Origin of the sequence: Sphingobacterium prati (assembly GCF_013167215.1) — a bacterium.
Classification (GTDB): domain Bacteria; phylum Bacteroidota; class Bacteroidia; order Sphingobacteriales; family Sphingobacteriaceae; genus Sphingobacterium; species Sphingobacterium prati.
On sequence record NZ_JABJWY010000024.1, the window covers coordinates 371,957 to 385,723 of the forward strand.

Annotated in this window: 15 protein-coding genes; 11 read left to right on the top strand and 4 right to left on the bottom strand. The window is 37.0% G+C overall.

The genetic code is table 11. From position 1 onward, the window contains the following. Window positions 1-2: 2 nt before the first annotated feature. Together HPC41_RS07555 and HPC41_RS07560 are read right to left on the bottom strand one after the other, a co-directional pair. Entirely contained in the window at window positions 3-3,383 is a 3,381-nt protein-coding gene (locus HPC41_RS07555; RefSeq protein WP_172393422.1) for a SusC/RagA family TonB-linked outer membrane protein, read from the bottom strand. An 18-nt stretch (window positions 3,384-3,401) separates the two neighbouring features. After that, entirely contained in the window at window positions 3,402-3,776 is a 375-nt protein-coding gene (locus tag HPC41_RS07560; RefSeq protein WP_172393423.1) for a hypothetical protein, read from the bottom strand. A 956-nt stretch (window positions 3,777-4,732) separates the two neighbouring features. On the opposite strand from HPC41_RS07560, the gene HPC41_RS07565 reads away from it, so the two are divergent. The 11 genes from HPC41_RS07565 to HPC41_RS07615 all read left to right on the top strand — a co-directional run bounded on the left by HPC41_RS07565 (window position 4,733) and on the right by HPC41_RS07615 (window position 11,587). Further along, window positions 4,733-5,005: a helix-turn-helix domain-containing protein gene (locus HPC41_RS07565; RefSeq protein ID WP_172393424.1), complete on the top strand. Its 273-nt coding sequence runs from the start codon at window positions 4,733-4,735 to the stop codon at window positions 5,003-5,005. Window positions 5,006-5,111: 106 nt separating this feature from the next. After that, window positions 5,112-5,519: a nuclear transport factor 2 family protein gene (locus HPC41_RS07570; RefSeq protein WP_216660692.1), complete on the top strand. Its 408-nt coding sequence runs from the start codon at window positions 5,112-5,114 to the stop codon at window positions 5,517-5,519. 32 nt (window positions 5,520-5,551) lie between these two features. Beyond that, window positions 5,552-6,718, top strand: a complete 1,167-nt coding sequence (locus tag HPC41_RS07575; protein WP_172393425.1) for a PDDEXK nuclease domain-containing protein — start codon at window positions 5,552-5,554, stop codon at window positions 6,716-6,718. A gap of 129 nt (window positions 6,719-6,847) precedes the next feature. Next, window positions 6,848-7,186, top strand: a complete 339-nt coding sequence (locus HPC41_RS07580) for an avidin-fold protein (RefSeq protein ID WP_172393426.1) — start codon at window positions 6,848-6,850, stop codon at window positions 7,184-7,186. A 320-nt stretch (window positions 7,187-7,506) separates the two neighbouring features. Further along, window positions 7,507-8,298: an HNH endonuclease gene (locus HPC41_RS07585; protein WP_172393427.1), complete on the top strand. Its 792-nt coding sequence runs from the start codon at window positions 7,507-7,509 to the stop codon at window positions 8,296-8,298. 6 nt (window positions 8,299-8,304) lie between these two features. Then, window positions 8,305-8,706 carry a (deoxy)nucleoside triphosphate pyrophosphohydrolase gene (locus HPC41_RS07590; RefSeq protein ID WP_172393428.1) on the top strand — a complete coding sequence of 134 codons (402 nt, stop codon included), beginning with the start codon at window positions 8,305-8,307 and terminating at the stop codon, window positions 8,704-8,706. 33 nt (window positions 8,707-8,739) lie between these two features. Beyond that, window positions 8,740-9,093, top strand: coding sequence for a hypothetical protein (locus HPC41_RS07595; RefSeq protein ID WP_172393429.1), 354 nt, complete (start codon window positions 8,740-8,742; stop codon window positions 9,091-9,093). A 4-nt stretch (window positions 9,094-9,097) separates the two neighbouring features. Beyond that, window positions 9,098-9,451 (top strand): hypothetical protein, encoded by a 354-nt coding sequence (locus HPC41_RS07600; protein ID WP_172393430.1) that lies wholly within the window; start codon window positions 9,098-9,100, stop codon window positions 9,449-9,451. Window positions 9,452-9,491: 40 nt separating this feature from the next. Then, complete coding sequence (locus HPC41_RS07605) at window positions 9,492-10,517, top strand: HNH endonuclease family protein (RefSeq protein ID WP_172393431.1); 1,026 nt, start codon at window positions 9,492-9,494, stop codon at window positions 10,515-10,517. Between the two features lie 14 nt (window positions 10,518-10,531). Further along, window positions 10,532-11,134, top strand: a complete 603-nt coding sequence (locus HPC41_RS07610) for a hypothetical protein (RefSeq protein WP_172393432.1) — start codon at window positions 10,532-10,534, stop codon at window positions 11,132-11,134. A gap of 78 nt (window positions 11,135-11,212) precedes the next feature. After that, window positions 11,213-11,587: an HIT family protein gene (locus tag HPC41_RS07615; protein ID WP_172393433.1), complete on the top strand. Its 375-nt coding sequence runs from the start codon at window positions 11,213-11,215 to the stop codon at window positions 11,585-11,587. Between the two features lie 173 nt (window positions 11,588-11,760). On the opposite strand, the gene HPC41_RS07620 is transcribed toward HPC41_RS07615, so the two are convergent. Both HPC41_RS07620 and HPC41_RS07625 read right to left on the bottom strand, forming a co-directional pair. Beyond that, the gene (locus tag HPC41_RS07620) at window positions 11,761-12,603 is read right to left on the bottom strand and encodes a Txe/YoeB family addiction module toxin (RefSeq protein WP_172393434.1); all 843 of its coding nucleotides are present in this window, start codon (window positions 12,601-12,603) and stop codon (window positions 11,761-11,763) included. 2 nt (window positions 12,604-12,605) lie between these two features. Further along, window positions 12,606-13,766, bottom strand: a complete 1,161-nt coding sequence (locus tag HPC41_RS07625) for an AAA family ATPase (protein ID WP_172393435.1) — start codon at window positions 13,764-13,766, stop codon at window positions 12,606-12,608. Window position 13,767: the final 1 nt, after the last annotated feature.

Genomic DNA, 13,767 nt, shown 5'->3' on the forward strand with positions numbered 1-13,767 from the left:
CATTAGAAGTTTGCATTTAATCCAACACTAAAGTTCCGGGGTATAGGTAGCAAAGGGGAATCGGGATCTTCCCCTACCTTATTTGCCTTCCATAGCAGCCCAACATTATTGGCATAGAGGTAGAGTTGTAGGTCACGTATCCCAAGCTTGTTGAAAGCTTTGTAATAAGAAATACGTATATCCTTTAGACGAACGCAACTGGCATCTTCAATCAGCGCTGTGCCATATTTGTAAAGGCTCTCGCGATTGTTGTCGAAAGGATACACCATTGCAGGTACGTTAGTCCAGGTTTCATCGCTTGTATGCTGCCAGCGCTTATCATAGTCAGACTGCATATAATTAGTCAACAATTCCGAATAATTTAGCGATCCACGTCTATATTTATGCCCTGCTTTAAAGACGATATTAAAACTGATATCAAAATCACGATAACGAAAGGTATTTATTAAACTACCAAAGCATGTCGGCGTAGCCGAACCTGAATAGACTAAATCCACACTATTTGAACTGTTCATTATCGCACTATAATTTTGGCTTTCCAGTCCCTCTAACCTTCCTTTCGGATTGCCTTGCTCGTCCAGTCCAACATATGGGAAGCTAAATAAGGCGTATAGTGGATATCCTTCCAATGGATTGATATAATTTCCTGTTACCACATCAAAATTGGTACTCTGTCTGGCTTTATAATTTGTTATCCTGTCTTTAACCAAGCTCAGCAATGCTGTAGTTTCCCAATTAAATTTCCCAATGAGATTGCGGCTGTTGAGCGTGATATCCCAGCCTGCAGTTACCATATCTGCCGCATTACCTTTTATGGTAAGCACACCAGCTTGCGGCGCCAGCGGACTGTTTGCTATTAGATCGGTGCTACCTTTACGATAATATTCGACAGAACCCTTCAAGCGTTTTTTTAAGGTCTCGAAATCCAAACCAAAATTCCAAACACCGACCTTTTCCCATCGCAAAGAAGGGTTTGGCGGATTGGAAATCTTCAAATAATTATTGCCAAAGCTATTGATACCCGTACCAGCCAGTGTAGTGAGATAGGCCGATATAGATTTGTCTAGATTACCATTATAACCATAAGAAGCCCTTAGGCGTAAAACTGGAATGGCTGATATGCCATAAAAATCTTCATGAGAAAGCTGCCATAAACCACCTAGTGACCAGAGCGGCACCCCTTTTTGGTTAGTTTTTACGCCAAATAAATTTGATTCATCCCTACGCGCACTCGCTGAGAGGGTGTAAAGGTTATTGTAAGTGTAAGATCCATTGAAATACAGTGATCGGTTACGATCTATTGTCCTGCTATTGGCAACCCGAGCAGCAATTCGTGAACTTCCATAACCGTAATACTGTGCAAATTCTTTTGAAAAATCCATCGCATTATTAGCTGATATGCCTGTTTCAGGGTCATATCCGTAACGCCTATCGCTGGATGATTCGGTTTTATAATCCCTAATTTCAAATCCAGTCAGCGTATGGACCTGATGTTTTCCGAACTGTTTATCAAAATTTAGCTGTAGTCTTCCGGCCTTATTGATGAATCTACTATAGTCCTGGTCTAAGATATCGCCAAATTCAATGGGCCGATTCAGCTGTCCGGTCGTTTTATCCAGTTGTGTAAATGTATTGATCAGGTTGCGTACATAGTAAGATTCGGAAAGATAATGACGCCTATTATCCTGTGTTCCTTTTTGAAACAGATAGTTAGCTGAAACATTTAACCCCGGCAAAATTTCCCCCTCAATACGATGATTCAACCGATAGTCAGTTCCATTGATCATTCGGTCTGCATTCAGCTCATTGGCAGGATAGTAAGACCAGTCCAACATTTGATCCGTATCAATGCTTTCCACAAAACTTGTACGCAGATCTTTCACTGTGGCCAATGCATTGCCATTTTCGTCGAACATTCGCTCATAGGGATATCTTGGTGTCAGATAAGGGGAACTTATTCCTTTCTTATTACTTTCTGTAAAGAAAATATCCGAAGAGAATATTAGTCGATCTTTCCAGATATTGAACGAATTTTTTGCTGTAAGCGAATAGCGTTGGTCTAACTGATTGATGACGGTACCACGGATTCTATCATATCCACCCGAAAGAAAGTATCGGTGTGCGGTACTGCCACCACGTATCGATACAGCATACTGTTGATTTACTCCCGGGCGATAAATAGTATTAGAAATATCGTGCCGACCATCAAAACTGCTCAATCGATCTACAAATGCTGCAGAGTCTGCAGTTGAAATCTCTCCCTCTTTTCGTTGCTGCAGCATCGCCACTACTGGAGAGATGGGTGAAAATCCATCTGTGACATTCCAGAAGTATCCTTTGTTGAACAATGAGGTTTCCAATGCAATATATTCGCTTGAGGAAAGCTGAGGTCGATAAAAGATATCCGGCTTTTGAGATACCGTCAAGTTAGAAACTAAATTCACTTGCGTTTTCTTGTTAGCCCCTTTCTTGGTATTGATAACGATGACACCATTACCTGCACGCACGCCCCATATTGATGCAGCAGCGGCATCTTTTAATACTGTTATCGTTTCGATATCATTGGGATTAATGCTCTCTAAGGACCCCTCATACGGAAAATTGTCCAATACAATCAAAGGAACTTGATTGCCATATATTGTACTATTTCCGCGGATAGTTATGGGTGAGCTACTTTCTGGATTTTTGTTAAAAACAAGGCTACTAGTCAAGCCATCTAGCCGATCGATTATGTTTGTGCTGACAGTACGATTGAGTAGTTGGTTATCCACCTGCACAAAACTCCCAGTTGCCCGCTCCTTTGGAATCTTTTGGTACCCGGTAGAGAGCACCTCTACCTCTTCCAATTGATTCTCCAGTGGTATCAATTTTAGATGCATTGATACTCCGGCAGTATATGAAGTTTCTAAACGCTTAAATCCCACATGGGAGAACGAAACTGTACCTTTAGGATTGGAAACTTGCAATGAAAACGAACCATCATTCTTAGAAGAGGTCCTACCCTTTTCACTTTCGACTCGGATAGAAACTCCTTGGATAGGTTTACCATCGACAGACGATTGGACAATACCGCTGATGGACAACAACCCTTCCGCCCCGCTGTCCTTGCGGGGCGTCTGAGCCGATAAACTAAACATAGAAACCATAAGGGACAGGATTAGAATTGCCCTTATATGAAACATTCCCTTTACGCTCCTCGGCGTCGGCACAGGGGTACATACCGACATGATCTGCCTCAGACTATATACTATACAATTGAAGAGGTAATTTTTACCCCATTCGAATTGAACTTTTTTTAATTTATTTTTTCCAGCGCCGTTTAAGGACGCCAGATATGCTACCTTATCCAATAAGGCAGACATCAGATTTGATCTGTGTTTCATCGGCTTATTGTCAATGGTTTACTCAGCTATGCGGTCAAAAAGATCATGAATCCGTTTCGTCATCGTAATTTCTTGAAGACTTACCTGGGAGGTATCAGCATCATAAATGTCAATGTTATCGATTTGAATAGGATTTGTATGCGCCATAAAATAGGCGACTAGTAAACGAAACAAATCAGCTGTAAAAACTTGTTTATGGCTGACTACATAAATTTCGTTCATGTAATTAATATCGGTGTGATTTTTTAGTAATAGATCGATTGTTCGCTGAATACTTATCAGATCGTGTTTTTCCCAAAAGTCTATAATCTTTTGGATTGGATCGTATCCTGCATCGTGGATTTCATAGAGTGCAAGTTCTAACGCTAGCACATTTGAATATTTTTGGTTCATTTTATAGGTTCAATAAAGATGACTTGAGCCCGGCTCCATATTCTGAAAAGAGCATAGCTTCCCCAATTGCAATTTTTTGCATTCAAAAAGGGTTGTCATTCGCAGCATTTTTTTATTACTACTTGTACAACAAGAAAAAATTAACAGATCCGCAAAGCGCCTAAAAATTGGTTACTAGTCATCTTTAGAAGGCATTATGGCGCTTCCTGTCGGAAAGAAATAAAAACCCGATCTATTTAGTATAGAATACCAATACAAAATTATAGTATTTAATTTTGTTGTTCAAAAATAAATTGCTACTTTTAAGATGTCTTACGGCTCGAAAGAGCTTTTATTTAACTTACACAAAATTAAAGGGTAGTGTATCGAATACAGATCGGGAAAACCTAGTCTAAGGGCCTTTCTAGTGTATACCTATTCGGCACAGAACAAAATGCAATGCCGCTATCCCCTATTTTGGTTTTATAGCTTTATAGTCGATTATTCTGGAGCCCGAATAATCTTGCTTATTAGAATTAAATCGGAAAACTCAGTGCTAACCTCCTTGAGGTAAGCCTGCTGTTTTTGGCGGTCTTTGAATCGTTTTATCATAATCATTTTTGGTTATAAAAACGATGTGACTCAAAAGCTAGAGAAAGGTCAAACTGGTTGAAAAACCAATAGAGCGAACTTCAATGCTTTGAACGTGGCGCCGCCAAGCAACCTACTTAAGTCGAAACTTAAGCTCCACAAAGTCTTACAAGAAGTTCGCTCTACTGAATTATGTACGAATATACAAAAACTCAATAGAATACGAACTCCGTGTCGACTCATGTGGAATTTTTGGCGGCTTTCGTTCACGAGTGACAATCGTTTTTTGAAACGCGAGCATTTCAAAATTGTCGTAATTATTTAACTGATTCAAATATACAAAGTTTGACGTTAAACGCCAAACTTTTTACAAAAAAAAACGTTTCATGGGACTAAATAGATTAAAAGAGGTATTTAAAAAGTATAAGGTTCGGAATAGAATCATCGCTAAATATTTTAATAAATCAGAAGAAACTATTTCAAAGTGGGTAAATAATAAGAGACAACCTACAATTGAAGAACTTAATCTCATCGCTAAATTATTGAGGATTGACGTGAGGCTTTTGTTGAATGAAACAAGTTGGGAAAACGAGACTTCGGAAACCTATGATGAGATAAAGGAAAAGTTTAAAAAAGATGCTGATAAAAAAGCTACTTAAGCTAAAATGCCAATATGACGTGTTTGATCTCGTCAAGTCTATATACCTAGATGCAAAATAGAAAATTTAGATAGGAAATTCTACACGACAACTATTAAGTAAAAAAATGGAAAAACTTATGAGCGCATCCGTCCTAAACGATTGGACAAACAAAGTTTTCACATATGTCGAGGCCTATAACAGTATGGACGTGAAAAATATGGTAGCAGATTTTTCTGATGATATTATTTTCCAGAATGTTATGAACGGTGAGAAGACTATGGAATTACGAGGCATAGAAGAATTTAAAAGACAGGCAATTGATGCCTTATCATATTTCAGTGAAAGGCAGCAGTCTATTGAATCAATTTGTCACAAGCAAAATTCTACTGAAATAACAATTAACTACAAAGCGGTTGCAGCAATGGATTTTCCGAATGGACTAAAAAAAGGCGATGAGATTAATTTACAAGGGCAGTCGATTTTTGAGTTTTCGGCCGATGGGAAGATAGTTAGATTGACTGATATAGCGTAGAGAATTGAGATAATTAAAGATATTATTACGCGATGGAATTTGAAAAATTAGTCAGCAGTATCCAAAATACCCATGAAGAGTTACAGCTTTCAGCGATAAAAGCTGTGAACCAATCGCTCACTTTGCGCAACTGGCTAATAGGCCTATACATCATAGAATTTGAACAAAAGGGTAAAGAAAGAGCAAAGTATGGTGAACAGCTACTCGCCGAACTCGCCGCATCTATTAAAATAAAAGGATTATCTGTTACGAATCTAAGGTTATGCCGACAATTTTATATTGCATATCCCCATCTAATATCTGCTGTAAAAGATATACTGATCAACAGTAACTTAAAAGGAATTCAAATTGGTCAGACAGTGTCTGACCAATTACAAAGTATTGACTACAAGCTAAATACAATTCATCAGACGCTGTCTGATGAATTGCCATCAATCCTTACTCCAGCTGGCAAACTGCTTGATAGTTTATCCTATTCTCATTTACAAGAACTGGCATCCATTACCAATCTCAGCAAAAGAGCTTTCCTAGAAATGGAAGCGATAACAAATGCATGGAGTGTACGGGAGCTGAAAAGACAAATCAACACGTTATATTATGAGAGAAGTGGGATAAGCAAGAAACCCGATAAATTATCCAAGATTGTCAACCAAAAAGCAGAACAGCTAACAGCCGATGATTTCATCAAATCACCTTTTGCCTTTGAGTTCCTTGGGCTAAAGGCCAAAGATGTCGTTTACGAAAATGATCTTGAAAAATCACTCCTCGAACACTTGGAGGGCTTTCTGCTCGAAATGGGCCAAGGCTTTTGCTTCGAAGCCAAACAAAAACGCATACTGATAGGTGGCGAATACTTCTTCATTGATCTTGTCTTTTACCACAGGATATTAAAATGTCATGTCCTCGTAGAACTCAAAATTGACGAGGCCAAGCATGAACATATTGGGCAATTAAAAACCTACGTCAATTACTACAAAAAGGAAATGATGCAAAAGGACGACAACCCTCCCGTGGGATTATTGCTCGTGACCAACCAAAATAAAGCCTTGGTAGAATACGCCATCGCTGACAGCGATCAGCAATTGTTCGTCAGTAAGTATTTACTCGAATTGCCTTCGGAAGAAGAGCTAATAGCGGAAATAGAACGAGAGAAAAATATATTACGCGAGCAAGGTATCGTATATGGCAGAGAAAATTGAGAATCCTATAACCTTGATTTTGGAGATCTAGGTTCAAAAACTAGAAAGATGGGGTAAAGAAAGATTCCAAAGGAAAAAATCTAATTGACTATGATAGCGAAACACATTATTAAATAGCAAAATTTAAAAATGAACTACAATAACCGAATATTCAGAGTTATCAACAATTCAGATAATGGCGACACATCAAGTGAAACCACTTTCCATTACAAGCAAGAAGGAAATATTCTCACCTCGATCTATTCAGGTGGTAGCATTGTCTCCGGACATTTGCTCGGAATGGTCGATGAAGATGGAAATATAGATATGCAATATCACCATATTAATAATAAAGGGGAAATAATGACAGGGCTTTGTAAATCGAGACCAGAGATTCTTGAAGATGGAAGAATACGGCTTCATGAAGAATGGAAATGGACAAGCGGTGACCAATCAAGTGGTAAGTCTATTATTGAAGAAGTTGTATAAATCATATTAAATACTTGAACAGATTAAAACAAAAATACATTAACCAATAAACTACAAATTATGTTCTCATTCGGACTTTTAATGTACCTCATATATGGAGGATTTATTGCAATCTGTCTTTACGGACTGTACCTTGTTCTATCAAGTCTTCTTGATAGATACCTAGTCGCTAAGCGCGAGCACACCGCAGCGTTGCGTGAGCAAAATGATATTTTAAGAGATATTGTGAAATCTGTTAAACCAGAAAACAACGATAATCCACCTCCCACTACTACCTCATAGTGATTTAACTAAATTTATAATGCACTAATTTATTATTGATGAATTACGTTGTAATTACCGAAAACGATGTATCGCAATGGAACGATAATACAGGAAGAGAATATCATTTTCCTAAACGTTATTTAAAATATTTGACAAAAGGAACTGTTGTTATCTATTATAAAGGATTAATGAAAGACCGATCATATACTACTAAGCGTATGACCGCTTTGTCGCATTACTTTGGAATCGCACAAATTGGAGAGGTCAAGCGCGATAACGATTCTGATAAAAATGATTACTATGCTGAGATCGTCAATTTTAAGCCTTTTTTATCTCCCGTTTTAGCTAAACACAATGGTGCGTTTTTAGAATCAATACCATCATCAAAAATTAAAAATTATTGGCGAGATGGCGTCAGAGAAATCGATGAGAAAACCTTCAACAAGATATTTTCTTTATCGGATCTGAATGATTATAACGCAACGAATGATAATGCGCAGGGAGAACTCGAATCTTATAGTCGGCCAGAAGGAAAAAGTAAACTTGTTTACTCAACCAAATACGAACGTGATAATACGCTTAGGGAAAAAGCTATAGAGTATCATGGGCTGACTTGTATGGGCTGCGGCTTTAACTTCGAAAAAGTATATGGTGAATGGGGAGCTGGGTTTATACACGTTCATCATACCAAACCGTTATCAGATGGTGATGGTGAGAGAATAGTCAATCCTCGAACGGATATGATCGTTCTCTGTCCTAATTGTCATTCGATGATACATCGACGCAAGAACCGAACATTAAGTTTGGATGAACTGATTCTATTACTAAAAACTAAAACTGTCAACTGATTGATCATGGATATAACTAAAGTAGTTTGCGGAATTATATTCAAAGATGATCTGGTCCTCATCTGCCGACGAAAACCGGAGAAATCCCTTGGTGGCTATTGGGAATTTCCAGGCGGAAAAGTGGAAGACATGGAATCTTACGAAGAATCTTTACTCCGTGAACTGATTGAAGAGCTCAACTTGAAGGTCGAAATTAAACAGCACTTTTTCGATACTGTACATCATTACGATAAAGGCGCTATTGAATTGATTTCTTTCATCTGTGAGACCGAAAATATAGCAACAGAGTCTACAGATCATGATCAACTCGAATGGGTTAAGGTCAGTGATCTATTAAACTGGAAGCTGGCTCCAGCTGATATTCCAATTGCGAAGGAGTTGATTGAAAAAATTAAAGACTGGAAATAGTAAAGAACTTTAGAACTAACCGCAGACAAGATTATGGATAAAAAACTAGGTCTCAAAATAAAAGTCAATGGCAATCTAGTCACAAATGCCGGATTGGACACGGATGATTATGTATTAATTGGTAATGTAACCTTTGCGAAACGAAATAACGGAAGTAAGGACTTTACACTTAATATAAGCGGAATGGATGGCGAACAGAACGACGATGTTTATTGGTACGGGACCGATCTAAAAGAAGGGGACACAATTACTTTTGAGGTAATTGAAGCTCCTTTTGACGACCCCAAATCTAGAACCAAAAGTGATATAGACCAGGAAGCGAGGATAAAAAGTAAACTGGAAAACTACTATCATCTGAAAGAAAAACTAAAAGACCACATCAAATAATTCCATGGAAAATATAGGTATCAATATCAAAATAAACGGGGAACAGATTACAAGAGCAGGATTTAACAAAGCTCACTACGTATTGCATGCAATGGCTGCTTTTGCACGTAGAAGAGGCAGCAATGATGCATTTGGTTTCCACGTAGGGGGCCTAGATTCCGATGCAAACAGTCACGTTGATTGGCTAAAAACCAACCTTAATTTCGGAGACATTGTCACTTTAGAAATTGTAAAAGGCCCATTCGATCCTTCAGAAGCGCATGTAAGACCAGCGGTTTCGGAAGAAGATCAGCTAAAATATGAGTTAGAATTATTCTATAGGTTGAAAGAGGAATTGAAAGATCACATTAAGGAATAGGTCTTTTTAATTGATCAAAGCTGTTAATGAATTTGAATAAATGTCTACAATATTCCAGATAAACGATCCCAGTCTCGAGTCGCAATGGCGCGCCATTATTTTGTTTGGCAAAAACTCGGCGACATATAAGTTTGCCTTTGCCAAGGCAATGATTGAGTTATTGCCTTCAGGCAAATCTTCTTTGTTGCTGGAAGACTTAGCAGGCCCCTTCTCAAGGAATATTGTCGAACATTTGCGGAAAAGTGATAAGCAGGGTAATTCTTCCTCAAGCAAATTCTTAAATGCTTGTCGCGATTTTATTGCGAGTAAGATCAATGAAGATCAGTTGATCCAAACGACAATCAAATCCGGCTTTGTCAATGTTGTCGATGCATTTCAAAATGTGAATGGAGACGTTATTAAAGATCCTTTTTATCAAAAAAACTATGGTAACGGTAAAAAAGAGATCAGTCTAACAGACAATATATTTAAATTAAGTGAAGGCCTTCAATTTATTAATTTGGACCAAGAGGTTGACGCCAGATGGAGCCTGGTTGAAACAGCCTGGAGCTTGCAGATCAATCCTAACCTGCTGGAAGTAAAACACGATTCTCTAAAACAGGAATTGTTCGTTGATTCATTAATGCGTCGTATTGATATTACTTCTGTCAGAGATGCATTAAATGGTTACCAAAAAGGCAAATGCTTCTACTCCTACCAAGATATTTTTGTCAACAAAGGATCGGAAAACATCTGTGAAGTAGATCACTTCCTACCGCATCTGAATAAAAAAGCTCATACTGCAGAAGAAGCAAATATTAACGGTATCTGGAATTTGGTTTTAGCTGATCCTAAAATCAATAGCGATAAAAGTGCAAGAGTACCACACCGACGATACTTGGAGCGATTGTATAACCGAAATGAGTTCTACATAGAAAGTAAACACCCTCTTGCCGAAACAATTATTAATCAAACAGGCCTGACAAAAGAAAAAAGACGTATCTTTCTACAAGCGCAGTATAATCTAACACTCTCCTATTCCATTCACGAATGGGAACCATGGATCGAACTGCAGGGAAATTTTTAGAAAAATAAAACGCCATGAGATCCTTTTTATTAACAGTAATTGCCATCATCGTTAATTTTACATATAGTTATGCTCAGAAAGATCCTGAGCTTAAAATTGCGATTGCAAAAATGAGCTCAATCTCGACTCTTAACAACCCACTTGCCACCTTAAACTTAACATCGCCAAGGCTAATTAAACCAATGGGCGGAAAAGAAAATGCCTTAAAGCTTTTTAAAAAAAGTATGGCGGAGATACAAAAAGATAATGTCACAATTGATTCAGTAATCAACTATACCGATATAGAAATTTCCAAAGTAAAAAATATTCAGTACTGCTTCTTTCCACAATTGATAGTCTTAGGTATACCAGACAGCACAAAAAAAATGATTAGGTATTCGACTTTGATGGCAATCAAAGAGCCAACTGTCAAAGGTTGGACTTTCTTGGATTACAGTGGACTGAATGACGAAAAACTAAACTTTCTTTTCCCTGAACTTGCCGGTAAATTGGATTTTCCAAGAGGAGATATTAAACCTTTGGTTATTCCAAATGAAGAAGTAAATTCGTCTATCGATTATTTAATGAAAACAATTGACGAGTCGATGAAAAAGATGAAATCAGTTGCAGCAAAATAGTTTAGCAGTTTCTATCGCTTCACCGACACACCCCTACTCTGTTTGATAATGAGAATAATCTCTAGAGAAATTTAAGCTATGAGCAGTATTAAAAACTTTTTAGAACTACCAACAGATAAACAAATCGGAGAAACACAACATTTCTTCTTGATCCGTGATGGTTTTCCAGTTAGCCCAGGTCACACCCTTATAATAAGCAAGGAACTTCGAGTAGATTATTTCGAGTTAACGCCTAGTGAAAAAGCGGACCTAGATAATGCAATTGGTCTAGCGCGATCTTTAGTTGAATCTGAGTTTACACCAGACGGTTATAACATTGGTATGAACTGTGGCGAATCTGCCGGACAAACGGTATTTCATTTTCATTGCCACTTAATTCCGCGTTATTCTGGCGACATGGAAAATCCTAGAGGTGGTGTGAGGCATGTAATACCGGGTAAAGGTAGTTATTAGTTACTACGCATGAGATGGTTATATATTTTTCGTGATGAGTATGCCCGGCAAGGGCAAAAATGACAGGTTGTTTTTACTTTTTATTACTTAAATCTAAACATTTATCCCCAGTCTCAAGCTGGCCGATTTTTCAGGGATATTTACCTACCATATTTCTCAAAAAGTGTAAAAAATTAATAGTGTTCCCTACATCTATGTATAGTAATTTTTGCATCAGTATATGTATATATCACGCGATCTTTTTTTACTATTCTTTTGGAGCATTTACCATTCCAATTATATTTAAGTATTTCAGTTTTACCAAGCCCACCTGAAAATGGATGTAATGGAATATCTTCGATAAGCGCAATGATTCTGCTAATGTACCTTATATCGTCACGAACCCAAGAAAGAATATCGTCTATAGCAGGTTTTTCAAAAAAATATCTCTCAATTGGAAAAATATTGTAAATGCTCGCTTCATCGAAGATTGCAGGAATTCCATTTACAATCTCCAAGTAATTTAGTAGTAATTGATTACTATTGTAATTATGATATCCTAAATTAATAACCTTACACGTCAACTCGTCTCCTTGATGATAAGTAATTTTAAGGGAAATCTCATCATCGGACCAGTATTCATGTGTTGATAGGCTTAAAACTGGGGAATTAAATAAATAACCAGCAGCAACACCCTCTGAACTCTTCAATTGTCTTTTATGATCTACAACTTCAAAAATATTATGGATATAGCTATCCATTTCCTTATCATTCTCTTCCTTTATTACAGGATATGCTACTATAGATTGAAGCAGAATTCTTATATCTATTGGAACCGATTGATCATTTAGGAAATCATTTATTGAATAATCTCCGCCGAGGTTTTCTATATAAAAGTGTTCATGTACTCTCAGAATTTTTATATTGTGTTCCCTTAGAAATTTCATTACCTCTAAGAGAAAAAAAATCTTCTTTTTACTTTCATCTATAGAAATACAAATTGGTTCAATAGAGATTTCATTTAAATAAACTTCCATATTTACATTAATCTAAATAGTTGATTAGACCATTCGTCTAGAAAGTTTTTTGGATAAATAGAAAGCGAACCTTTATTGTCAATTGTTATGTCCGAAATTTTCGAATATTGTTCTTTTTCTTCTATGGTTTTCTCAAAATAGTGCAATATAACTTCATCTTTCAACTCCGGATTTTCTTTTACGGCCACACGAACTCCATTTACGATGTGGTCGCTGTGAGTTTCAATAATGATCTGAATATTGTTTAAAGCTGCTTTTGCAATAAGTTTTCCTAACTCCGCTTGACCTCGAGGATGAATATGACTTTCCGGATTTTCAATGACAACTAAATCACCTTCTTTAGCTTTAAGAATCGCTGTTACGACATGTAGAGCGTAAGAAATCCCAAAACCTACATTTTGAGGCTTAAACTTATTTGTAAATCCTAAATTTGGCTGACTAAACTCATAGTCAAGTAGGACTATCTCGTTTGTTACTTTTTGAGTCTTAACTGATACTCCAGGAGAAATTTCACCAAGCCAAAAATTAATCTGATCTACCAAAGAAGTTTTTGTTAATTCCATTCCAGTAATCTCATCAAAATCTGTAGAGCTAGGATGTATAAGGTTTCTGAAATTCAATTTTTGAGCTCCATTCTGATCAATATAATGAGCAGTATATTCGCCATATTTACCAAGATCATTATTTAATGATACAGATGTATAACTAGCCTTGTTTGCTTCTGCAGGTTCAACCCTTTGAGCATTTAAATATTGAAAACTGTTCGTAAAAAGTGGTTCCTTGTGAATCTGCCCCTCAGAAAATTGATGTTGAAATTCTTCTATATTCGAAATTGAAAAATAATCTGCCCCAGCCTCATAGCTTGTTGTAATATCTAAATTACTTTTGGTATTAAATGTAATATGATATTCCAAATTTTCGCCGGCGCCTGCAAATTGATAAAGAGCGTCTTTGGTTACACCAATATTTAAGAGCCCGTTTTCCCCACCATTAAGTTTTAAAGAACCACTTTCAAATCCGTAAGATTGTCTTAATAATAATAAAGATTGAATAAAAGAAGACTTCCCCTGACCATTCATCCCCATAACAATATTTAAACGCCTCATATCGAAACGTTTACTCTTTATAGATTTGAAATTTTTAAGTTCAATATTTGTAATCATT